Origin of the sequence: Pedobacter ginsengisoli (genome assembly GCF_002736205.1) — a bacterium.
Lineage (GTDB): Bacteria > Bacteroidota > Bacteroidia > Sphingobacteriales > Sphingobacteriaceae > Pedobacter > Pedobacter ginsengisoli_A.
Genome location: NZ_CP024091.1, coordinates 1,088,168 through 1,111,989, shown reverse-complemented (window position 1 = coordinate 1,111,989; position 23,822 = coordinate 1,088,168). Strand labels below are relative to the sequence as shown.

Here is a 23,822-nt window from a genome sequence, read left to right as displayed (position 1 = left end):
GTTTTATTGTGCTGCATCTGCATAGGTAGATGCAATTCTTATTTTTTTTACAAAGTGAGTTACTTGTGAGGCATCTCCACCATAAACACCCCATTTTGGATCACAGTAATCGACATCTAATGTTCTGCAATACAAACGCTGACTACCATTCGAAAGGGTTTGTTTTACACCATTGTACCAAAATTCGATATAGCCGACTGAAGGGTTACGAGACACTTTCATACAAATTACGAATTTAAGCCATGTACTTACAGAAAGTGGTGTAGACCACGGAACTGTTGCCACATGGTTGTCATCGAAATGTTGCAGTTCAAGGTTTCCTGATTTCGTCCGGAGCATCAGAGGATGGTTTTGTAAAGAGCCTGCTGTTGGGTAAGATTTCCATTGAAACAACGCTTCTGTTTTTAGCGCAACAGGCATATAGATCTTACTTGTCCAGCCAATATAGATCACATCGCCATCAGCCGCTTCATAGTTTTTAGCACCGTGCCCCTCGGTACGATGACTATCTGCAGGTTTTAAAAATTTCCAGGTTAACGTCCCTGTTTCATCATTTACAGTCGTTACGGTTCCGGCACCCTCAATATTAATGTCCTTCCAAACATTAGCTGATCCGTTTGCAGCATCTCCATTAAACAGGACGGACATAATTTGCACCGGTGCATTAAATGTTGAAGATGAAAGTTCTTTTTTACTTGTGTTTACACTTGTTTCTTTTTTACAGCTCAATAGAAAGGCGTATACACAAATCAGTGCAACAGCAATTAATTTAGTCTTTTTCATGGTTTAAGGTTTAGGTTATGATTTATCTCTAAATTAATCATCAATAGTTAGTTAATACTCTCTGCTGTTAGCCTGTTATTCAACCTTATTAGCTTGTTTATTTAATGCATTACATCTTAAGAGTGCTTCCAGATAATAATAATCTGCATAAGAAAGCGGCACATCTACTTCGCTATTTGAGGGTTTGGAACCTGTACTGTGAAGCAAAATAAAGCCCCTGTTTTCGCTTTTTGGGGATATATATTTTGTACTTAAACTCTGCATCATCAGGTCGGCTTTACTTTTATATAACTTCTTGTTACTGCTATATCCGCTTAGCTCATAAAGACCAGATGCAATAACTGCAGCAGCAGAAGCATCCCGAGGCTCATTAGGTATCTCCGGTGCATCAAAATCCCAGTAAGGCACCAGGTCTTTTGGCATGTTTTTATGATTTAGAATAAAGGCAGCAACATGCTCAGCCTGATTTAAATATGCAGGATCTTTAGTATAGCGATAACACATGGTATAACCGTACAGCGCCCATGCCTGACCTCTTGCCCAGGCCGACTCATGACTATATCCCTGATGGGTATTCTTTTTTAAAACCACTCCTGTATTTGGATCATAATCAATTACGTGATATGAACTATAATCAGAACGGAAATGATTTTTCATAGTTGTATTGGCATGACTTACCGCAATTTTATAGAATGATGAATCGCCAGTAAGCTTAGTGGCTTCAAAAAGCAATTCCAGATTCATCATATTGTCTATAATTACCGGATTTATCCACTTATCTGTGCTATGGTCCCATGATCTGATTACTCCTGTTTTAGGATTGAATCTTTTACTTAATGTCTGCGCAGATTCGATGAGTACTTCTTTATAATGCGGATCTTTGGTAATCCTGTAACCCATACCTATACTGCAGTATACCTTAAAACCCATATCGTGGGTTACACCATTTAACTTTTCCTTTTCTATATCGGCTGAGAATTTCTTTGCCTGTACTAACCAGTTTTCCTTACCTGTGTATTCGTATAAAAACCATAGTTCACCCGGAAAAAAACCACTTGTCCAGTCTTTAGAGGCTACCAGTTTTAAATTACCATGATCTAAGGTTCTGGGCGAAACAAGCTCCGGTTTACCCGATGCTGCTTTTGCAAGGTCTACCTCTTTAAGCATCAGCTCTGATTGTTGTGTTGCATGCTCAAATGCCTTTTTTACATTGACATTTTGTGCAAAGGACGGGAACTGAAAAGCAGATAAAATAAGTGCTGCAGAAAGATATTTATTCATATTTGGTCAGTGCTTTAAAGTTTAATTGAGCCATATTAATGGGTTTCTTACAGGCAGATTTCTGATTACTTCTTCTACTTTAGGATCATGTTCCAGCTTTAGCCAGGTATTTAACCATTCTGTTTTATGAAATGCCTGTGCACCGAATATCAGTGCAGGTTGTGCCACAGGCCAGTTTTCCCAATACATCACATCAGGCTTTAAAGTCCATTTGCTCTTATCGGCCAAAAAAGGATATAGATAGCCAATACCTTTCTCAATAGACTTACCGTCAGCTGTTTTATACTCCCATAGATTATCGGTTTTAGTTGAAAGTATCTGACAAAGTGTGGTCATCGCATCTAAATTAAAAATAGAATAACCGTATGGTTTTGTTCTCGACAATTCCCTTGGAAAACTCCCATCAACTGCCATTTGATCTGGCAGCAACACTGTTTTATATCTTTCACGACAGAAATTAAGCAGCTTCTCATCACCCGTTAGCTTTGCAAATGATGCTACCTGCATGGTAAAACAGGTTCCATGATTATTCTGTGCATTCATTTCGGCTTTTCCATAAGGGTGGCTCATTAACCAGCCAAGGTATTCCGTAAACCATTTCCTTGATCCGGATAATATTTTTGGATCTAATACCCGCTCCATTACAATAATGCCCTGTGCAACCTCCATTAGCTGGATGGTATCTATTATTCCTATTCCCCGACCTGTAAACCTGCCCTTAATTGCCTGTGCATATTGCAGGTTTGCATTCATTAAAGTAGCAGGGTTAATAAACCAGGCTTCTAAATGATCCATTGCCTGTTTTACATATTTCTCATCTCCGGTTATCTTGTAAGCAGATGCCAGGGCACCAATGATCTTACTGAACCTGATCATCGCTAACCTATGAGCTACAAAATTATCCGGATTGGTCATTCCATCTTTTTGGATATAAGGTGCATTGGAATCTTTAGGATCAGGCCACCAGTAGTCGCCTTCCGAATAAAAATCATGCTTACCTCCAGCACTTCTCAACGATGTTTCGGCTGTAACGGTAACAGGTTGCTGTTGCATCGCCCAATCAGCCTGCTCCATGACCTGCTTTTTTAATGCATTAACAGGAGCTTTTTTAAGGGAAGAGCAGGATTGCTGTGCCATCATTACCACTATGGCCGCAAAAAAAGTAAACATGTATTTTCTGATCATTATTCTTAATTCGTCATTGCTTTAAAAGTTACCTTATTAATGGTATTCGGCTTTCCGTTTTCAGCTTTCGAAATACTGGTTTTCAGTTTACCATCAGTTGTTTTAGAAATATTGATCTCTCTAAAACTATACGCTCCCTTTTCATAATTAAAAGTCTCACCATCATCGTCATAAAGCTGGTATTTAGCTGGCTTGCTGCCATAGTATCTGATTTCCAGATTTACCTTTTCGTTAGGCTTAGGTGCATGCATTAACGCAGGCCCCATTGGGATAACACCACCGTCTTTTACATAAACAGGTATTTTATCTAGTCCTGGTGTTACAGTAATTACCTCTCCGTCACCTGCATATTTACCGGTATAGAAATCGAACCATTTGCCTTTGGGAAGTATTACTGTACGGGTTTGCTTTCCGGTAAACATAGGTGCGACTAACAGATACTCGCCCGCCATGTACTGATCTTTAACTTCTTTACTCAAAGCTTCTACATATGGGTTATCTTCAAGATTGGTGCTTTTAACTTCTTTTTTAACATCAGCCTGATATCCTTCCTCAAGGTTCATTGCCCTAAAAGGAGGAATTCCCTGAAAGTGATACTTCGCAAATTCACTATACCAGTAAGGCATCATTTGCATGCGTAACAGTGCCATGTCTTTTACCTGCTGTTCTACTTCAGGATACGACCAGGGCTTTGTACCGCTGGACCATGCATTGATCATGGCCATTGGCGAGAAAACTACTGATTGCATACGGCGCAGCCATTCCTCTGCAGTTTTAGATACTCTTGCTTCAGGAGTCCACAGTACTCCTGCAAAACTGCTGTTTATTAAAGCGGTAATAAAATCTTCATGATTATAATAGTCATTGTAAATCACATAAGGTAATGAACTCCCGCCACCATTAGAAGCCCTTACCAATCCGTAAGTACGTTGATTACGTTCATGATATAAGGCAGCACTGTAACGCTGAATAAGCAGACCATAAGTTTGGCGCAACTGCTCTGCACTTTTACCCGACGGAAATATGGTTACATCAGGCCAGAGATAATGATCATAACCATCTACCTCATCAAATTTATATCCGCTTATGCCAATGTCAACCTGGCTCTTTTTAAGTTGCCCAAAGAAAATATCGCGGGCCTCAGGCATAGTCAGATCAGGAACTGCACCTACCCAAACGGTATGATCGGCAGTAAAGGGCTTAATATCCTTATAAATCGATGCCTGAGGCGAAACATAGGGATTAGTCCACAAATTAAGTCTGATGCCCTTACCAAGCATATCTTTCACAAAAGCAGCAGGCTCAGGATAACGGCTGGTATCCCACTCAAATGTGCATGGGTAAGACCTGCTCTGCCATCCTGGCTCCAGCCCTATAAAATCCAGTGGAAAACCTTTATCCTGAAATGCTTTAGCCTCGTCTTCTACATCTTTAGAAGTGAACAGGGTTTTAACACGTTGCGTAAAACCTAAACCCCAGCGCGGAGGCAGCACCCCGCCTCCATTAAGCAGGTTATACCTGCGCACGGCATCTAATGGTTTCGGGCCAGCAAATACGTAAAACTCTACTCCTTCTGCGGGAACAAGAATCTCCACCCCATCAGAATAAGGGCGGGCCGGCCAGCTTTTATCTGTATTTCGGTCTTTTGCTTCTGGCACATTTGTACCATCTCTTTTAACAGACGACCCTGCGAAAACTTTTAAATAACGTGCAGAATTTACAAAAACACCATATCCATTAGATGAAACATAAAATGGTGTTGGCGCATGCGTACGTCCGTTGTCTTTACCTCCATAATGATCTACATGAAGCTCTAGGATTTTACCTCGCTGATGTACCGTTTGGAAGTTTAACCCAAAGCCATACAGCTGTTCTTTTTTATCTAATGGAAATCGCAGATAGGTTTTACCATCTGATAACTTTCCGGTGATTTCACTTTTTTCAAAAGGGAATGGTGCATCGCCCATATTTTTTAGTCTATCAACAGATGGGGTAGCACCCGAAGCGATTAACAGGTTATAGGCTTCTGGTTTGCCAACTGTTCCTTTCCATACACCGGGAGCTACGGCTTCCCATTTAATATCCTGCGCAGCTAAATCAGTAGTTAAAAGCAAGAGCAACAGATATATCGGGTATTTAAATATTTTGTTCATCAAGGCAATTTTAGAGGGTAATAATTTTATAGGTTTTCCCTTTTTCTGTTTTAAAGTCTACTACGTAGCCCTGCTGTACGGGAACAGATTGCAAAGCAGATTTTGCATTATTTTTATATTGCGGTTTGTACGGCAACTGTGTCAACGAATTTGGATTTGAGCCATTTACAGGCCTTGCATCAACACCTACGACCATCACTTTTTGTATTGTCCTTAACCAGCAATTACCCCCAATTTCTGATTTTATTAATGCTTGTGTAAGCTTTCCGTTCTTCCAGTCTAAATTTACAATAAAATTACCCCTTGCTCTTATCCCTTTTATACTCCCTTCTTTCCAGGCATCGGGCAATGCCGGCAATAGGTTCAGCATCCCATCCTGACTTTGTAAAAGCATTTCGGTGATCCCAGCGGTGGCACCAAAGTTTCCATCAATCTGAAATGGAGGGTGGGCATCAAACAGATTGGGGTAAGTTCCTCCTCCGCTCATTTGTGCCTTTTCTTTGGTAGGGTCTATATATGCAAATGCATCTTCCAGTATTTTATAAGCATGATTACCATCCTGTAACCTGGCCCACCAGTTAATTTTCCAGGCCATAGACCATCCTGTGCTTACATCGCCCCTGTATATCAAAGATTGTTTTGCAGCGCTTGCCAGTTCTGGAGTTTCAAATACAGAGATTTGATTTCCAGGATATAAACTAAACAAATGAGAGACATGACGGTGAGTATCTTTTGGATCATCCCAATCCTGAAACCATTCCTGTAACTGACCATATTGACCAATATGGAATGGATATAGTTTTTCACGAGCAGCGATCAGTTCTACCCTAAAATCTGCATCTTCATTTAAGGCTTCCGAAGAAGCAATAATATCTGTAAAAAGCTGTCGCAGAATAGACATATCCATCGTTGAAGCCATAGACAGTTGATATTCTTTTCCTTTTATTTTAACAGTATTTTCCGGAGAAGTAGATGGGCAGGTAATTAAATAATTACTATTGGGATCTTTAATCAGCCATTGCAGCATAAACTCAGCAGCCCCTTTCATTAATGGGTATGCAGTCTTTTTTAAGAAAACCTTATCGCCAGTAAACTGATAATGCTCATATAAATGAGTGCTAAACCAGGCGCCGCTCATTGGCCATGCAGACCACCTGGGCATCCCCTTTGGGTCTGTATCATAACCACCTGGAGGGGAACTTTTAGCCCAAAGGTCGGAATTGTGATGCGCTACCCAACCCTTGTTTATACCATAATTAACTTTGGCTGTTTTGGCTCCATTTACTGCCAGTTCCTGCATAAAATTAAACAATGGCTCATGACATTCAGAAAGGTTTGTGTTTTCTGCCAGCCAGTAATTCATCTCTGTATTAATATTTGTAGTGTAATTACTGCCCCACGGCGGTTGTACCATATCATTCCAGATTCCCTGTAAATTCGAAGGTCGTGAGCCTGGTCTGGACGCTGCAATCATTAAATACCTGCCAAACTGATAATATAATGTTTGTAAACCCTGGTCATTTTTATTCTTTACATATTGAAGCAAACGTTCATCCGTAGCTTGCTGCTCTGCCACAGGATTGGCTTTTAGCTCAAACCCTACCCTTTGAAACAGATGCTGATAATCAGCAATATGATTAGCTTTTAAAGCTTTATATGTTTTTGCATAAACCTTTTCCAGATTTGATTTAGCTTCAACTGAAGGATCTTTGCCATCTAAACCGGGGGATTTATCAAAACCATTAAAACTGGTTGCCTCAGAAAGGTATATTGTTACCGCATTTGCATTAGCTACCTCTACCTGCTGGTTATTAATTTTCACGGTACCACCTTCATTTTTTACTTTAATACGAATCTCGAAATTCATCCCCTCTCCCGATTGCTCATCATATTCAATTTGTTTCGGATCGTAGGCTCTGTTAGCTACGTACTTTGGGGCTTTCCCTGTAAGTACAAGGCCATTCTGGCCCATACCATTAATATTAAACCGCAGCTTACTTTCTAAGCCTGCTTTAAAGCTTATAGTACCCGGTTTGCTGGAGCTTATCCTAACCAGCAAGGCTTTATCCGGATAGCTGGTAAAAACCTCTCTTTTATAAGTTACTCCATCAATGGTATAATTTACAGCAGAAACCGCCGTATTAATATCCAGTTCTCTTTTGTACCAAGTTGCAATACTATCCCTGCGATTATCAAGTATATAAAGCTCACCTAACGGCAGGTACCTGGCAGAATATGGTCCCTGCATCTTTTTCCAGAGTACGGCTGCTTGATCATAATCTCCTTCAAAAATTGCCTTACGAACCTGAGGTAAAACCTGCGGACCCTTGGTGTTATTACCATCGTCCGGAAAACCAGACCAAAGCGTATTGTCGTTCAACTGAATCCGCTCCCGGTTTACTCGACCGTAAACCATTGCCCCTGTTTTACCATTCCCCAGTGGCAGCGCTTCCTCCCAGGCCTTTGCCGGTTTATTATACCACAATTTAAGGTTATTTGTTTGGGCCTCTGCACCAAAACTCAGTAAAATAGCACCAGATAATAAGGCCTGCTTCAATTTCATTACACTCATTTAAAGTTCTATAAAAGCAGAAGGTATTCCAACAGCTTTAACACTGACAACACTTTTTCCGCCATGTAGGTTTACATTAATCACTGCATGCCCATTGCTTAACTGCACCTTTCTTGATCCGCTGGAAGTTCCCTGATTATCGATCAAACTTCCCTCTCCTGTTAAACCAAAGGTGATATAACTTGCAGCATCCAAACACAAGATACCTTTATCATCCATCAGTTTCACCTGAATAGTAGCAATCCCTTCTTTTTCTTTTAGTTTCTCCAATATCATTTTTGCCGGTTTAGCCCATTTTGCAGTTTGATATTGCTGGCTGATCTCGTCCGTTACCGTTTTGTCGTCTTTAGTAGCCACTACTTTAAAGTTATTGGTTCCTTCATTTAGTTTTACCATCCATCTTAAACCTATTGCCGGAAAACTCTTAAGGTTTCGCTTTTTCTTACCCACACTTATTCCATTTACAAAAAGCTCAGCTTCGTCACAGTTAGAATATACTTTAACCATCTTTTCCTCTCCTGCATCTCCCCATCTTACCGGCCACGAATGTCCGTAAATATGTGCCATAGGTGTTTTTGTCCAATATGCCTGAAAAACATAATAAGATTCCTTTTTTGTAAAGTCTCTTTCAACTACCCCTTTTTGATTTACATAAGGAACAGGATTATCAGGGCGAATTGGAGTTGAAAAATCTTTAAACGGCCAGTATGCCGTACCGGTTAGCCATGTCATAGATTCCTGCTCTTTTAAATGCCAGTCTATCAGGTTCACAATATAGCTTTCACTCCAATCTCCATCCTTAGACACCCTTGCACTACCTCCATATAATGAGGCATCACCTTCTCTTTCATCTGCTCCTACACCTGTTTTAATCAAGCTTAAAGCTTTATCAGGACTCTCAGAGTGGCGACCAGCATGACTATCACCACCCCACTCTACATGCAAAAACCGATCAACGCTTTCAAATTCTTTTTTAGAAGCTTCTTTATACTCCGTATAGATGCCCCGGTACCAGCCTGCCCATATAGAAGGCGAATAAACATCTACAATGTCTTTACAAAAATCGCATCTTCTGATGGCCGTTTTTCTAGATGGATCCAGCTTGTGCGAAAGGTCATTTAACTCCTTCATAAAAGCCCTGATCTTGTCCTTGTCAAACTCAGCAAAATCACCCGGCCAGTCGTTTTCATTACCAAGCCCCCAGATGATTATTGAAGCATGATTGTAATGCTGCTCAATCATATTGGTAAGCATTCTGCGTGCCTGAGCTTTATAAGTATCACCACCTAAACCGCCCCTGCACCATGGAATCTCTTCCCATACTAATATCCCTAAGCTGTCGCAGAGATCAAGCACTATTCTTGATTGCTGATAGTGGCCCAGGCGAATAAAGTTTACCCCCATTTCCTTCATCATCAGCATTTCCTGCTTTATCATGTCCTCCGTCATTGCCTGCGCAACTCCGGCATGGTCCTCGTGCCTGTGAGTCCCCCTTAACAGCAACCTTTTGCCATTGAGCATAAAAGGTCCCTTCTTAACAAATTCAAAATTCCTGAAACCAATCTTTTCCTGATGAACGCTACTTTCTCCTTTAGCGCTCACAGTAGTTTCAACGGTATAAAGCGTAGGTTGTTCGGTCGCCCAAAGTTTCGGGCTTTTAACCACTGTATCCCAAAGTACCTTATCGCCCGTAAAAGCCCTCATTTCATTTTTCCAACTCGAAATTACCTTCCCCTCCGGATCTTTGAGGTCTACCTTTACTGTAATGGTATCGATACCATCCGGATTTAATAATCTGGCCGATACGGTCAATTTACCCAAATTCCCTTTTGCATCTACACTCGCATTGGCAAATACTTTATCTAAAGATAACTGCGGGGCATAAATAAGATTAACATACCTGTACAAACCACCATATACATTAAAATCAGATAAGCTGGAAGGGATCATTTCCAGATCCCTTGAATTGTCGCAGCGTATTTCCACAGGGATTTTACCTTTAAACTCTTTTTGAAAGGCTTCATTTTTTTTGAAAGCCTCTACCTCATCAGTAATATCAACCGTAAACTCATCATAACCGCCAACATGATCACCTACTTTTTTGTTGTAAATATAAACCTGAGTTTTTTGTCCGGCACCCTCAAAGTGAAGCAATGTTCTGCCCTTTTGGTAAGGGTTGGCAATTGTTAATTGTGTGCGGTACCAGCCAGGTCCCTGATAGTAATTCATATCCGGGTCAACTGCATCCGTAGCATTAAAACAGTGTGGCAAATTAACTTTTTGCCAAACGGGCACACTTTCCGGATTGCCTTCCTTTACTGGCCTTACTGCTTCCCATACGCCTCCCAAATCGCCATTTAAATACTCCCAATTTTCGGTTAAACGTTGTTTTTGTTGTGCAAATAAATTATTAAAAAGGATCGTGCAAATAAAGATTATAATAAGTTTTCTCATAAGGTTGTATTTATCTGAAAGGCTGTACACTGTCTTTATTTCCAAAAACATGTACTATTGCATTGGTAGCTATATAGCCCCCAGATCTGTCATTAGTTTTATCATTAATCTGGATAGGTGCCAAATCATTATTGTTAACGATTTTAAAGTTGATTTTCCCTTCCTGATCAAACCCTTTACCTTCATTAAGGTAACCAAGCATTGATTTTTTGCTGGCTACTGCACCGGCTGGCAATAAAGTTTGAGCAGTAGTATTGCTTAGGGTTAACTTATCAAAATTATAATTACCCTTAACCATCAGATACAGGAAATAATTCCTTACATCTTCAACACTATAATCGCTCCAGCTGGTTGCAGGTCTTGTTTTAGGAATATTGGTTACCGGATCAACACCAGTTACTATAGGATAATCAAACCAAAGGCCTGCCGTAACTTTCTTTGCTTTGGCATCCCATACCCTAACACCATCATTATGAAGAAAAATAAAGGTCATCCCTTGTTTTTCATATTCCGAAAGGTCTATTTGTGCATACTCCAGTCCTTTTCGCATCCACTTAAATACCGTATCCTTGGTATTAGTGGCCGACTCGTACGATCTGTTTTCAAGGAATTGCCTTGCCGTTATATTAATATGCGGGTCAAGAGTTTTGTGCTCATAATCGTAATCCTTTTGCAGTTCCATGTCAAACAAAGAACATCCGGAAAACATTAGCGCCAACAACAATAATGGAGAATACTTTTTCAATGAATATATGATTCTGTTCATGACATTTTATTTTTAGTCTGTGTAACCAGGGTTTTGAGTTAATTTAGGATTGGAGTTTAAAACATTTCTGTTTAGCGGCCAGTACACGCGGGTTTCAGGCTCAATAAATCCAGGTGCTTCAAGATTACCTGCTTCCAATTGTCTTCTTTTCAGTATAGGGTCCATAACCTGTTTTACATGATTCGTGCGCACAAGGTCAAACCACCTTTTTCCTTCTCCAAACAATTCCATTTGCCTTTCATTAAGAATAGCATTTTCCATATCTACTTTAGATGCTACCAATGGATCGGCTGCATCGTATACAGGCAAACCGGCTCTTTTTCTAACAAAGTTGAGGTACTTTAAAGCGGTTGCCATATCACCATTACCGTTCGATGCCTCTGCATATAATAAATAAATGTCGGCCAGGCGGTACATGGTAATGTATACCGGTATCATCTCATTGGTGGCAGGCCATGGATCTGACGCTGTAGGGTTTGCCACTGTAGGGTACCATTTAATGAACCTATCTCTTTTATTATTAGGTAAACCCGTAAATACATCTAGCGTTTGTCTTGGTCTGATATCGGCATTACGTTCAGGAGTAGTTTGCGGCTGAAACCATGAAGCCCATATACCCTCATCTACTATGATCTGTTTGTTATTTGCAGTCCATGATGTTTCCATGCATGCACATCCGTTTTTGGTATAATCCCAGTGTATGCTCCAAATCGTCTCTTTGCTATCTTTTGGATTGGTAAAAATACTTTTCCATGTATCTGCCGATTGAAGATTGCTTTCATTTGTGCCTGCATACGCAGAACCGGCGGGAGATTTGGCAAGGAATAGATTTGTCATCCATTTTAATGCATTTGGATAATCCTTCTTCCACATATAAGCATCGGCCAGCATAGCGCAGATGGCTCCCTCGCCTATGTTCCATACTACTGGTTTATCGCCCTTTTTAATCAAACTATAAGCCTTTTCCAGATCAGGTATAACAACTGTATTAAGCACTTGATCTTTTGATTCCCGTGGGCGTTCAGAAGGAGATTTCAAATCCTCATAAGGCTCAGTCCAGATTGGGGCATCACCCCAAACCCTTACAATGTAAAAATAGCTGATAGCCCGCATTGCATAGGCCTGCGCCAAATAGTTGTCTTTAAGCTCTGGAGTTATCCTGCTGTCCAGCTCTGCTGCCCTTGGGATATACTTTATATTATTATTAGCCTTACCAATAATGGCATAAAGACCTGTCCAGTCCGAAAACCTGTTCGTAGGTGTTAAGCTATTCAACATCATTTCATCAATATAATCTTTAGTATAAATCAGAAACCTGTCGAAGTTATCAGAACGATATTCTCCCCAGAAAAGGTAATTTTCAGTGTACTGAGATCTGCCTACCATTTCTACCTGGAATTCAGAATACATGCCCGCCATAGCTGCATCTACATCATATTTGTTCTTATAGAACTGATCTAAAGCTACCTGGGCAAGCGGCTTCTCATCCAAAAACTTTTTACAGCCTCCCAATAAAATAAGGATGCTTAAAACGGATATATTAATTAATTTCTTCATTGCCTTTACTTTTAAAAATTAACATTTAAACCAAAACCCAGTTCTCTTCTTCTTGGATATTTACCACCGTCATCACCTGGGGTAAGTGGGTTGCTTGTACTAAACTCCGGATCGTATCCCCTATAATTTGTCCATGTAAGCAGGTTTGTTCCATAAACGTATGCGGTAACTCCTTTTAGCCATACCTTTTTTGCCCATTCAGGACTTAAGGTATAAGAGAACCTCGCACTTGATAGCCTGATAAATGATCCATCTTCAACATACAAGCTGTTCTGATTGGTTTTTCTGTTACCACGGTTATCCTTTTCTATGTAATAAGGGTATTTTGCCATATCACCAGGTTTTCTCCATGAGTTATAAACCATGTCTGGAGAACCGGCACCTGTGTTTGACGGATAGTTTTGTTTTTCAAGAAGGGTATTGTAAACTTCTCTGCCAAACGATCCATTAAACATAAATGTTAAAGAAAATTGCTTATAGGTAAATGTATTGATAATCCCCATATAAAAATCGGGCGTTGCATTGCCTAGAGTCTGGCGATCGGCGTCGTCTATTATACCATCTTCTCTAACCTCTTCCCATTCCGAATCACCTCCTTTTAACTTACCATCAGGAGCACGTTTGCTTTTAACCTCTCCGGTATAAGGTTGTCCGTTTAGGGTATAAACTGGTTTACCATCTACATATTTAGGTTGCCCGTTTTCAAGCTCAACTGTTAGTTTTTCCCAGTTCTGGTTGTAAGCATTTGATTCATCCCATTGATAAACACCAAGGTTTTTCCATCCGTAGAAATTACCAATTTTACTACCCTCCTGTACATACCACTTGTTACCCGCAAAGAATGGAATTCCGTTCGCCAGTTTTAAAACTTTACCTCTTTCAAACGAAACGTTAGCGTTTACACTCCATTCAAAATTTTTACTTAAAACAGGTACTCCACTCACTACAAATTCAAAACCTTTAGCCTGTATAGAGCCTAAATTTATTTGCACCTTACTAAAACCCGTCTCCTTTGCAAGTTCTCTGGCATAAAGCAAATCGGTGGTAGTTTTATCATAATAGTCGGCCGTAAAACCTAATCGTCCCTTAAAGAAGCTTAAATCAAGTCCCAGGTTTTTCTGGGTAGTCATTTCCCATTTAATAAATTCGTTGCCAAAAGTGGTATTTAAACCGGCACCACCGATTCCATTATAATTCCCACTAAATCCAACTTTAGTATACGACTCATAATCGCCTATTTTGTCGTTACCCAACTGTCCAAAACTATATCTTAACTTGGCATCCTCAAGAAATGATTTAGCCCATCCCATAAATTTCTCATCAGAGAATCTCCAGGCTGCTGATCCGGAAAAGAAATTACCCCAGCGATTCTCAGGTCCAAACCTTGATGACCCATCTCTACGATACGTTCCTTGTAAAATATACCGCCCCAGATAATTATACCCTAAACGTCCAAACAGAGACACAGTTGAATTTGCCGTAGCATCAGTATAAGTATCCTTTGCAACCAGGTTATCAGGGAAGGTTACAAAAATCTCTTCATTCACACTGTTTTCATATTCAGTATGATTGCGATCAAAACGTCTTCTATCAGCGCTAAAACCAAGAAGCCCTGTGACATTATGGTCTTTCAGTATGTTTTTCTGGTAATTTAAAAAAGCCTGGTATTCCCAGCTAAAGTTCTTTGTAAGTTCGTTACTCCCACTGTTCTGATCTTTATTTGCCGATATAAATCTTGGTGAAAAGAATGTATTCTGAACATTATCAAGCTTTGCATTGAATAAGGTTGTAAACTTAAGGTCTTTGTAAAACTGGTAATCAAGCTGGTTATTAAATTGACCCGAATATTCTTCTTCCAGATTTTTTTCAAATAATGCCGAAGCAATAGGATTTCTTTTTGAACCAATGTAACTGGTTAACGAGCCATCAGGATAATAGATTAAAGAATAGGCTGGCCTATCTACAAGCACCCCAACAGTAGTTCCAATTGGTATAGTGTTACCCTTTTCCCAAGCAAATGAAATGTTATTTGAGTACTTAAGTTTATCTGATACCTGATAGGTTACATTTATACGAGATTGCAGACGTTTTGCATAACTATTTAAAATAATCGACTTGTCATCCAGATAATTCAAACTTGTATAGTAAGTTAGTCCTTTCTGACCACCACTTACCCCCAGTTTAACTTCCTTTTTCTGAGCTAGGTTCCCTAAAAGTAAATCCTGAAGGTTGTTATCCGCGTTAAAACTAGGATTAATAGAATCTGTTGCAGTGCCTCTTCCCTGAATATTTCTAAATTCCCTAACCTCTGCCGAATTACTTACAGGAATGCTGTGCGCCAACCTGCCAAATACATGGTTATAGGTTAAGTTAACCATAGGCTTTCCTTCCTGCCCTCTTTTAGTAGTTATAAGGATTACACCATTTGCAGCTCTAGACCCATAAATAGAGGCAGATGCTGCATCTTTCAATACTTCAACACCTGCAATATCAGCCGGATTAATATTAGCACCATCAGGGTTGATAATACCATCAACAACATATAAGGGCCCATTACCTCCGTTCAAAGTAGATGCACCACGGATTTGGATGGATCCGGTAGCACCAGGAGCACCACCACCATCATTTACAATCAAAACCCCTGCTGCCTGCCCCTGCAAAGCATCAAATAAATTAATTGGTTGGCGTTTTTCTATGTCCTTTGAACTTACAGAAGATATAGCTCCGGTCAGATCACGTTTTTTTGCTACACCACCATAACCTGTAACAACAACCTCATCAAGACTACTCTGATCTTCAAGCAAAACAACATTCAGTTGTGTTTTATTACCAAGCGGAACCTCTTGTGTAATATAACCGATATAGGTAAATACAAGAACCGGGGCCGATCCCTGCACATTAATGGTAAACAGGCCCTCGCCATTTGTTACCGTACCGGTTGCCGTACCTTTAATTTTAATGCCAACACCCGGCATTGGTGCTCCCTTGTTGTCTTTAACAGATCCTTTAATGCTGCTTGCCTTCTGGGCAAAAGATGGAATGTTCAATAAAATTCCAAAAGCAAAAATTAAGAGTGCACAATAGTGCTTAATGTTACTGATACTCCATTTGCTAAGCAAACAGGACTCCTTAGTATAAATTTCATTCATACTTCTTTTCTAAAAATGAGTTAATATTTTAATTTGTGATATTAGGGATGATGCCAGCTGCCCTGGCTCAGATTAGAATCATGAAGGCACTATACATCCATGATAAATTGTAGTTTTAAACGTTTTCATACTGTTTGGTTAGGTTTATATTGGTTTTGTTAGGTTATTATTAAATGTTCAGGCAAAATGCGCTACAAATTCCTTTTGATAACACAGCGGGCTTCTTCCCGTAATCTTTTTAAAACACTTATAAAAGCTCGCAAAGTTATTAAAGCCACAATCATAACATACTTGTTTTAAATTAAGGCTACGTTCAATTAACAGCTCGCAAGCTCTACCCACCTTAATTTCTATTAAGAATTGAGAATAGGTTTTTCTTGTACGCGATTTAAAGTACCTGCAAAATGAATTGGGGCTAATCTTAGCCACATCTGCTATTTCTTCTAAAGTGATCTTGTTTTTAAAATTGGCATAAGAATAATTGTAGATATCATTGATGCGGTCTTTCTCGTGGGGCTCCATTTCGTGCTGAAAACCAATTGATGAAAACGTTTCCAATTTTTCACATTTAGAGATTTCTGCAAGCACTTGCATCAAAATAATCATCCTGTCAATGCCCTCTGCATTGGGCATTTCAGAAATCAAATCAGCAATATGCTCCCTATTTTTGCCCTTTATCTTTAAGCCTCTTCTTGATTTCTCCAGAACAGATTTTAAGAGCTTATTTTCAGGTAAGTTCAAAAAAGAATCGCCCCACATATTCTCAGAAAAATGGACAACTCTTATATCCGGATTAGATGCAGGATCATTGTCTTTAAAATATACCTCATCAAATCTCCAATAGTGCGGCAATTGAGGACCAACCAGAACAATATCGCCCTGATTAAACCTGCTGATATTATCGCCAATAAATTGAGTTCCTTTTCCTTTACTGAAATAAACCAATTCAAGCTCGGGGTGATAATGCCATTTGTTATTAACAGATGGAGCCACATCCTTCCTGACACTAAATGATTGAGCAGGAGACATAGGTACTTTTAGTAACTGTGCTTTCATAGTCATACACGGTAAATTCACATATTTGGTTTAGCTAATGTAAGCGCCAATAAAATGTAAAAGGGGCTAAAATCTTAAAGAAAGAGGGTGATTTTTTTAAATTCTAAATAAAAATCAATTCAAACTGTACTCTGAGGGGGTTTGCCCAAATTGTTTGGCAAATTCTTTACTAAAATATTTGCTATCACTAAAACCCACCATATAGGCAACCTCATAAACCGTATACACATCTTGTTTTAGTAATTGGGCAGCCCGCTTTAAACGAACAGACTTAATAAAATTATTTACCGTAAGATCAGTAAGCACTTTAATTTTCTTATATAAAATTGGCGTGCTCATTCCTACTTCGGTGGCAAGTGTATTTACGCTAAAATCTTCATTGTTAAAATTGGCCTCTATAAGTCCCATTATTTTATTCAGGAATTCCTCATCAGCCGATTCAATTAAAATATTAGTTGGCTGAAGCGTTATCTGCTGACTAAATTTTCTGCGCATATTAGCCTGCAAGGTTAGCAGGTTATAAATATTAAGCTGTAAACTGTTAATGCTAAAAGGCTTTGTAATGTATGCCTCAGCTCCTGTTTTAAGCCCGTTTACTTCGTGGATGTTACCAGAACGTGCAGTAAGTAAAATAATGGGGATATGGCTGGTGCGTGCATCTGTTTTAAGCGTACGGCAAAGCTCCAGGCCATCCATAACCGGCATCATTACATCACTAACAATAATATCAGGAATCTTCTCAATAGCCATTTTCACACCCGCTTCGCCATTATTAGCTTCTATTACATGGTACGATTGTTTTAAAGATTGAGTTATAAAACTTCTCACCTCATCATTATCTTCTACTATTAAAACGGTTACCCCATCTTCTGTTTTCTCTGTCGGCTCATAAAGCTTTGCAGGTTCAATTTCTGATACCTGTTGGTAAAGAATTGGATTTTCACTACTTATATACTGTTCAATAAGCTCATCTTTTTTAAAATGCGCTTTACCCAACTTAAGTCTCAAACAAAAACAAGTATGAACATCCTTGTCCTTTAGCTCTTCATTATTTATTAACGACAATTGCCCATGATGTAAACCAGTGATCTTTTCAGCCAGTGCCAGGCCAATTCCTGTTCCTGTAGTTCCTGAACGATGGTCTCTAACCTGATAAAAATTAGTAAATATCTTATTTCTGCTTTCTTCAGGAATCCCCTTTCCGTTATCGGCTACCCTTATTTCAACATGGTTGTCGCCAGTTTTAATAATATCCAGACAAACAATCCCATACTCAGGTGTAAATTTAAACGCGTTAGAAAGCAGGTTAAATAATACTTTCTCTAATTGTTCACTATCAAAATATACCTCTATAACATCCTCATTGCAGTTAAAACGATAGTCGATATGATTCTTAAGTGCCACATAAGTAAATGAAATATAAATCTCCTTAGCAAAGCTCACAATATTACCGGGCGCCACATTAAGCTCCATACTACCCGATTCAGCTTTTCTAAAATCCATAAGTTCGTTCACCAATCTTGTTAACCTCCCTGCATTTTTCTTTACAGTAAGAAGCTTCCTGTTTAATGCAGGCGATTCCTTTGTTTCATCTACCAGATGCTCCAACGGCCCAACAATAAGGGTTAATGGCGTTCTAATTTCATGAGATACATTGGTAAAAAAATCAAGCTTCATCTGATAAATCTCGTGTTCTTTCCTTAGCAATGTTCTGATCCATAAAAACCTTAGAATAAGGAATATCAGCCCCGAAATGCAGAGAACATAAATAAGATACGCCCACCATGTTTTCCAAAACGGCGGTTTTACATTTATAATCAGTTCTTCGGGTTTACTAGTCCACACCCCATCATTATTTGCCCCTTTAATTAAAAGCACATAACGGCCTGCAGGTAAATTGGTAAACGTAGCCTGTGGATTGGTAACATAATTCCACTCTTTTTCGAACCCCTTAAGCTGATAAGCATACCTGTTTTTTTCAGATTTTATATAGTTTAGAACAGCAAAATCAATGGAAAAGATATTCTGATGATAAGAAAAAGTCAACTCCCGGGTTAAACCAATATCCCGGGTTAACAGACCTGTTTTGTCATTAATATTTACGGGTTTATTAAATAACCTTAATCTTGTAAATATAGCTTTGGGCACCTTTTTGTTATCTCTGATCTGATCAGGAAAGAAACTTACAAGGCCATTATAACCTCCAAAAAACATCTCATCCCTGCTGTCCTTAAAAAATGAGTTATAATTAAAAACGTTGCCTGGCAAACCGTCCTCAACAGTATAGCTCTTAAATAATTTACCATCGAATTTAGATAAACCATTAGAAGTACTTATCCACAAATTACCCTTTCTGTCTTCAAGCAACCCAACCGCATTATTACTTGGCAAACCATCATCTATTGTATAAAACCTGCTGGTCTCTTTATTTTTATCATACTTAATTAAGCCCGAATCATAGCTCCCAATCCAAATGGTGCCTTTTGAATCTTCTCTAATAAAATTGATATCATCAAATTTGAAATCGCTGCTCCTGCTCACGAACCTTTTAATCTGATTAGAATTCGCCGAAACAATATAAATACCCGAATTGGTAGCAATCCATATGTTTTTATCAGCATCCTCATAAAAGGTTCTTACAAATTTTAAGTCCTGATTATAAAGCGGACTGCTTAGTAATGTAAAATTATCCCTTGTTTCATTGTAAAGAAAAACGCCCTGTGCACGTGTACCAACCCACAATCTGCCCCTGCTGTCGTGCAGTAAACAAACAATTCTGTTAGAATTTAAAGCATGCGGATCGGCGCTGTTTGGTTTATAATGCTTAAATGTTTCTGAGCCTGGCAAATACATATCCAGATTGCCTTCGTATGTAGCCACCCAAACTCTTCCCCTTTTATCAATTGAGATGGCCTTTACAAGATTAGAACTTAAAGAATTAGGGTTCCCTATCTCATTTTTAATGGTTTTAAATACCCCTGTAGTTCGGTTATAATAATTCAGGCCTTCAGCCTCAGTACCAATCCATAGGTTATGATGTTCATCCTCAACAATAGAACTGATTACATTACTGCTGATACCATTACCACCCAAATTGGTTTTATACTCTCTGAAAGGGGTAGAATTGGCATGGTATACATTTACACCACCATAGTAAGTACCCACCCACATAGAGCCTGCTGCATCTTTCAGAATATCGTAAGTAGAGTTCTGATTAAGGGTTAAAGGATCATTTGGGATGTGGTTAAGCACAGTAAACTTTCCTGTTTTAACATCAAAAATATCTATCCCGTTTAAAGTAGAAATCCAGAGTCTGCCGTCTTTATCTACTTTTATTTTACGGATTACATTGCTGCTTAAGCCATCGCTTTGTCCGGATTTAGCAGAATAGTGTTTAAAAGTGCCGTTGGCCCTATCCATTAACTCCAGCCCGTCATTATGAGTACCTATCCATAAATTATGGTATGCATCTTCAAAAACAGCGCTAAGGTCATTATTAATTAAACTTGCGGGATTGTTAGGCTTGTGAAAGTACGACTGAAAAACATATTTTCCATTTTTCTTTGTCATACTGGTAAGCCCCTGAAGTGTGGCTACCCAAAGTACACCATTATGATCCTGATGAATGGCTTTAATTAACGAATGTGCCAAACCTTGACCATTCCTACCACTATAAAAACGCTGAAATTTATCTGGGCCAACCAGCTTGTTTAACCCGTTATCTGTGCCAATCCAAATATTCCCCTCTTTATCTTCAAAAAGGTTCCTTATGATATTATGACTGATGCTGTTCTTATTCTTTGGGTTGTGCAGAAACCTTTTAAAAGAATTGCTTTCAGGCAGGTAAAGGTTAAGCCCTTTCTGGGTAGCTACCCATAAGTTGCCCTTTCTATCTGTAAGCAGCGCATTGATATTTTGGCTACTGCTTAAAGAAGCGTTGTTGTTCTTGTCGTGCTTAAATACTTCAAATCTTTGTGTATTGAATTTATTAAGCCCGTCTTTAGTTCCAAACCACATAAACCCCATACTATCCTGCGCAATAGAAAGCACGCTGCTTTGTGAGAGGCCATCCTCAACCGTAAGGTGATTAAAGTTTATGTTATTCTTTTGAGCATCGGCATCTAAGCCGCAAAAAAGCAGTGATAGCAATAATGCACTGTTAATTAAGCGGCACAATAATTTATTACGGTTCATATTTGGATTTAGCCCTATCCTTTTTTAACAAAGGCGAAACAACTAGATTTGCCCTAAAAATACGATTATTAATTCAACCTTAACTTTTGTTTTTGTTTTAACAACTGAGCCTCCAGTTTTTTGTATGCCACCTGCTGCACATTTACACCATCATTTATAGCTAATACAGCAGCAGTTGCAGCCGATTCGCCGAGGATCATAAAAACAGGCTCCATCCTTACAGATCCATAGGCAATATGAGAACTGGAAACACAAACCGGCACCAGCAAATTACCACATTCTCCTTTTTTAGGCACTATTGAACCGTATGATATACTATATGGCTTAGGCGCATGTACACCTATATCACCTTCATTCTGCACAAAGCCCCTACTGGTTACATATCGTTGCGTATTGTGCGAATCTAAAGCATAAGAGCCCATCCCGATAGGTTGTGGCACTTCTTTTCTGCCTAAGGTTTCGTTTTCCGTAAGTACATAATCACTTACCATTCTTCTGGCTTCTCTTACATAGATTTGGTGCGGCCAGTTGCCATTATCTCTAAATTCATCTTTAGATAAACCCCATGTTTGCAGTCTTTTTTGCAGATCTGCTGGAACGCGCGGATCTGTTATCATGAAATACATTAGTCCTTTCTGATAATCTTCATGTTGTTTAATGATTTGCTTACGTTTTTCATAAGATGCCTCCGGATAATCGTAATTCATACCAATAAAATCTGTACTAAAAGGACCATGATTATTGGTATCCGTTTTATGATTAGGAATGTCATCGAATTTATTAAACAATTCATTCCATCCGCTCTGAAATACCCTTGCCAGCAGTTCGTAATTTGCAGGGTTATAATTATCGGGTTTTGGAAATACAATCCTGTTCTCGGCTTTGTTGGTAAGGCACATCCTAAAACAATAGGCTTGCAACTTGCTGTCGCCCTCTCCTTTTATTCCCGGTTCCTGATCAGATATTCCGGCAAGTAAGCCACTGCTTTTATCACCCTGAACTTTATATGGGTCTATATTTGTTTTAAAATGATGACCATGATGAAAAACTTCTGTCTGCACACCATTCCAGGTTTCGTTATACACACTGTTTGCTTCGCGGCCTACGTGGTAGCTAACCTTTGCCGCAGCCATTAAATCACCTTCATAAGTAGCATCAATAAACATTTTTCCACTAAACTGCTTGCCACTTAATGTAGTGATGGAGGTAATTTTACCGTCTTTCATCTCCACACCACCTTTACGGTTCAGCCATTCATTGCGATAAACTTTAATATTGCTTTCCTTAATAAAATCTTCCATGATTTTTTCGGCAACATGAGGTTCAAATATCCACATCGTGCGATCTTTACCATCAATTGCAGGTGTTCCCTGCCCTTTATTACCATATTCTTCCTTTTTTTGCCATTTCCAGGCTGTATCTTGCTGGTAATGTAAATAAACACGGTGATAAAAATCGCGCGATAAACCTCCTATTACTTCCTTATTTCCGGTATCTGTAAAGCCCAATCCACCGGATGACAAACCTCCAAGATGAACATCCGGAGAAACTACAATAACAGTTTTACCAAGTTTAATGGCAGCTACAGCAGCTGTTACAGCTGCCGATGTTCCACCATAAATTATAATATCTGCCTGATATGGGTTTTTATTGGCAGCCTGCAGACTAAAAATGGAAAATATTAATATAAAAGATGTAATTATTGTTTTATACCTCATTTTACTATCAATAGGGTTAGACATTTATTTGGTTTGACCAGCAAAATACATTTTTTATATCAATTGAGATAGCAAGATCCGTATGCGAGATCATTGGCAGGGCGTTCAGAGAGCTTTGATAGGGCCTTGGTAGGGCTAAAGACCCTATCAAGGCCCTACCGAAGCTCTATTTAAACTTAACAATAGGTCTCAATAATCAGAACCTTATACCAACACTTGCAGAACATGTAAACATTCGTGCATCGAGGTTATCTCCCTGATCAGATACGGAACGGCTAAAAACTGGCAGAAGCATGTAACTAAGCCTAAAATCGCCAAAGAGGTTAATTTTAAAAGGCGTATTATCACCTACTTTAATACCGACAAGCAAGCTATTATTAAAATGATTTACATATTTTAAAGGAAGTGTTTCGTTTCGGCCTCTGCCACCATCTCCGTCTAACCCATCTTGATACCTTAATTTCGTTTTTGAATTAACAGCAATAGCCGGTGCCATACCCGCGTAAGTAGATAAGAAAAGCCTGTATGCACTTGGTTTAAAATTGTAACTGATCAGGATTGGGAATTCCACATAGTCTATATTGTAGTTAAAGTTATTATAAGCCTGTTGTTCCTGCCCATCGTCATCAACAATAATTACATAATTATTCTTCTCTCTGTAAACCATCCCTCTTGAATTAAAGAGCAGCTCGGCACCTAAAGTAATTCGATCTGTTAATTGCCCGTCAACAGTTAATCCTGCAAGAGCAGAGGCTCGAAAATAGCGGTTAAAATAACTGAGATCAGTTCTATTTCCGTTTGCTGTAGGTGTTACGTTGCGTGTAAAAAGAGAGCCGTTAATGCCTGTTTTAACACCAAACCTTACCTTTTTCTGAAAATCAGGCTGTTCCTGAGCCTGAACATACAGCCCATAGAAGAGCAGTATGAAAAAACATAAATTAGATTTCATAACGT

13 protein-coding genes are annotated in these 23,822 nt (G+C 39.1%); all 13 read right to left on the bottom strand.

The genetic code is table 11. From position 1 onward, the window contains the following. Window positions 1-3: 3 nt before the first annotated feature. The 13 genes from CPT03_RS04490 to CPT03_RS04430 all read right to left on the bottom strand — a co-directional run bounded on the left by CPT03_RS04490 (window position 4) and on the right by CPT03_RS04430 (window position 23,817). A complete protein-coding gene (locus CPT03_RS04490; RefSeq protein WP_099437722.1) occupies window positions 4-783 on the bottom strand; it encodes a heparin lyase I family protein in 780 nt (259 codons plus the stop codon). A 75-nt stretch (window positions 784-858) separates the two neighbouring features. After that, window positions 859-2,064 (bottom strand): glycoside hydrolase family 88 protein, encoded by a 1,206-nt coding sequence (locus CPT03_RS04485; RefSeq protein ID WP_099437721.1) that lies wholly within the window; start codon window positions 2,062-2,064, stop codon window positions 859-861. Between the two features lie 21 nt (window positions 2,065-2,085). Continuing rightward, entirely contained in the window at window positions 2,086-3,249 is a 1,164-nt protein-coding gene (locus CPT03_RS04480) for an alginate lyase family protein (RefSeq protein WP_099437720.1), read from the bottom strand. A 5-nt stretch (window positions 3,250-3,254) separates the two neighbouring features. Beyond that, window positions 3,255-5,402 (bottom strand): TIM-barrel domain-containing protein, encoded by a 2,148-nt coding sequence (locus tag CPT03_RS04475; protein WP_099437719.1) that lies wholly within the window; start codon window positions 5,400-5,402, stop codon window positions 3,255-3,257. Window positions 5,403-5,412: 10 nt separating this feature from the next. Continuing rightward, on the bottom strand, window positions 5,413-7,965 hold the full coding sequence (locus tag CPT03_RS04470; protein ID WP_099441008.1) for a glycosyl hydrolase family 95 catalytic domain-containing protein: 2,553 nt from the start codon (window positions 7,963-7,965) through the stop codon (window positions 5,413-5,415). Window positions 7,966-7,974: 9 nt separating this feature from the next. Next, window positions 7,975-10,428 carry a glycoside hydrolase family 2 protein gene (locus tag CPT03_RS04465; RefSeq protein ID WP_099441007.1) on the bottom strand — a complete coding sequence of 818 codons (2,454 nt, stop codon included), beginning with the start codon at window positions 10,426-10,428 and terminating at the stop codon, window positions 7,975-7,977. Between the two features lie 10 nt (window positions 10,429-10,438). Then, window positions 10,439-11,194, bottom strand: a complete 756-nt coding sequence (locus CPT03_RS04460; protein WP_157766352.1) for a hypothetical protein — start codon at window positions 11,192-11,194, stop codon at window positions 10,439-10,441. Window positions 11,195-11,206: 12 nt separating this feature from the next. Further along, a complete protein-coding gene (locus tag CPT03_RS04455) occupies window positions 11,207-12,751 on the bottom strand; it encodes a RagB/SusD family nutrient uptake outer membrane protein (RefSeq protein WP_099437717.1) in 1,545 nt (514 codons plus the stop codon). 11 nt (window positions 12,752-12,762) lie between these two features. Continuing rightward, window positions 12,763-15,900: a SusC/RagA family TonB-linked outer membrane protein gene (locus tag CPT03_RS04450; protein WP_099437716.1), complete on the bottom strand. Its 3,138-nt coding sequence runs from the start codon at window positions 15,898-15,900 to the stop codon at window positions 12,763-12,765. Window positions 15,901-16,077: 177 nt separating this feature from the next. Continuing rightward, a complete protein-coding gene (locus tag CPT03_RS04445; RefSeq protein ID WP_099437715.1) occupies window positions 16,078-16,956 on the bottom strand; it encodes an AraC family transcriptional regulator in 879 nt (292 codons plus the stop codon). A gap of 114 nt (window positions 16,957-17,070) precedes the next feature. Then, the gene (locus CPT03_RS04440; RefSeq protein WP_099437714.1) at window positions 17,071-21,150 is read right to left on the bottom strand and encodes a hybrid sensor histidine kinase/response regulator transcription factor; all 4,080 of its coding nucleotides are present in this window, start codon (window positions 21,148-21,150) and stop codon (window positions 17,071-17,073) included. A 68-nt stretch (window positions 21,151-21,218) separates the two neighbouring features. Next, window positions 21,219-22,892, bottom strand: coding sequence for an FAD-dependent oxidoreductase (locus tag CPT03_RS04435; RefSeq protein ID WP_245869972.1), 1,674 nt, complete (start codon window positions 22,890-22,892; stop codon window positions 21,219-21,221). A 172-nt stretch (window positions 22,893-23,064) separates the two neighbouring features. Then, the gene (locus CPT03_RS04430; protein WP_099437713.1) at window positions 23,065-23,817 is read right to left on the bottom strand and encodes a porin family protein; all 753 of its coding nucleotides are present in this window, start codon (window positions 23,815-23,817) and stop codon (window positions 23,065-23,067) included. Between the last annotated feature and the right edge of the window lie 5 nt (window positions 23,818-23,822).

Bases quoted from the DNA above. Each gene is read 5' to 3' on its own strand.
- CPT03_RS04440 (WP_099437714.1), bottom strand. From the start codon at position 21,150: ATGAACCGTAATAAATTATTGTGCCGCTTAATTAACAGTGCATTATTG.
- CPT03_RS04485 (WP_099437721.1), bottom strand. From the start codon at position 2,064: ATGAATAAATATCTTTCTGCAGCACTTATTTTATCTGCTTTTCAGTTC.
- CPT03_RS04435 (WP_245869972.1), bottom strand. From the start codon at position 22,892: ATGTCTAACCCTATTGATAGTAAAATGAGGTATAAAACAATAATTACA.
- CPT03_RS04480 (WP_099437720.1), bottom strand. From the start codon at position 3,249: ATGATCAGAAAATACATGTTTACTTTTTTTGCGGCCATAGTGGTAATG.
- CPT03_RS04460 (WP_157766352.1), bottom strand. From the start codon at position 11,194: ATGAACAGAATCATATATTCATTGAAAAAGTATTCTCCATTATTGTTG.
- CPT03_RS04455 (WP_099437717.1), bottom strand. From the start codon at position 12,751: ATGAAGAAATTAATTAATATATCCGTTTTAAGCATCCTTATTTTATTG.
- CPT03_RS04445 (WP_099437715.1), bottom strand. From the start codon at position 16,956: ATGAAAGCACAGTTACTAAAAGTACCTATGTCTCCTGCTCAATCATTT.
- CPT03_RS04490 (WP_099437722.1), bottom strand. From the start codon at position 783: ATGAAAAAGACTAAATTAATTGCTGTTGCACTGATTTGTGTATACGCC.
- CPT03_RS04465 (WP_099441007.1), bottom strand. From the start codon at position 10,428: ATGAGAAAACTTATTATAATCTTTATTTGCACGATCCTTTTTAATAAT.
- CPT03_RS04470 (WP_099441008.1), bottom strand. From the start codon at position 7,965: ATGAAATTGAAGCAGGCCTTATTATCTGGTGCTATTTTACTGAGTTTT.
- CPT03_RS04475 (WP_099437719.1), bottom strand. From the start codon at position 5,402: ATGAACAAAATATTTAAATACCCGATATATCTGTTGCTCTTGCTTTTA.
- CPT03_RS04430 (WP_099437713.1), bottom strand. From the start codon at position 23,817: ATGAAATCTAATTTATGTTTTTTCATACTGCTCTTCTATGGGCTGTAT.
- CPT03_RS04450 (WP_099437716.1), bottom strand. From the start codon at position 15,900: ATGAATGAAATTTATACTAAGGAGTCCTGTTTGCTTAGCAAATGGAGT.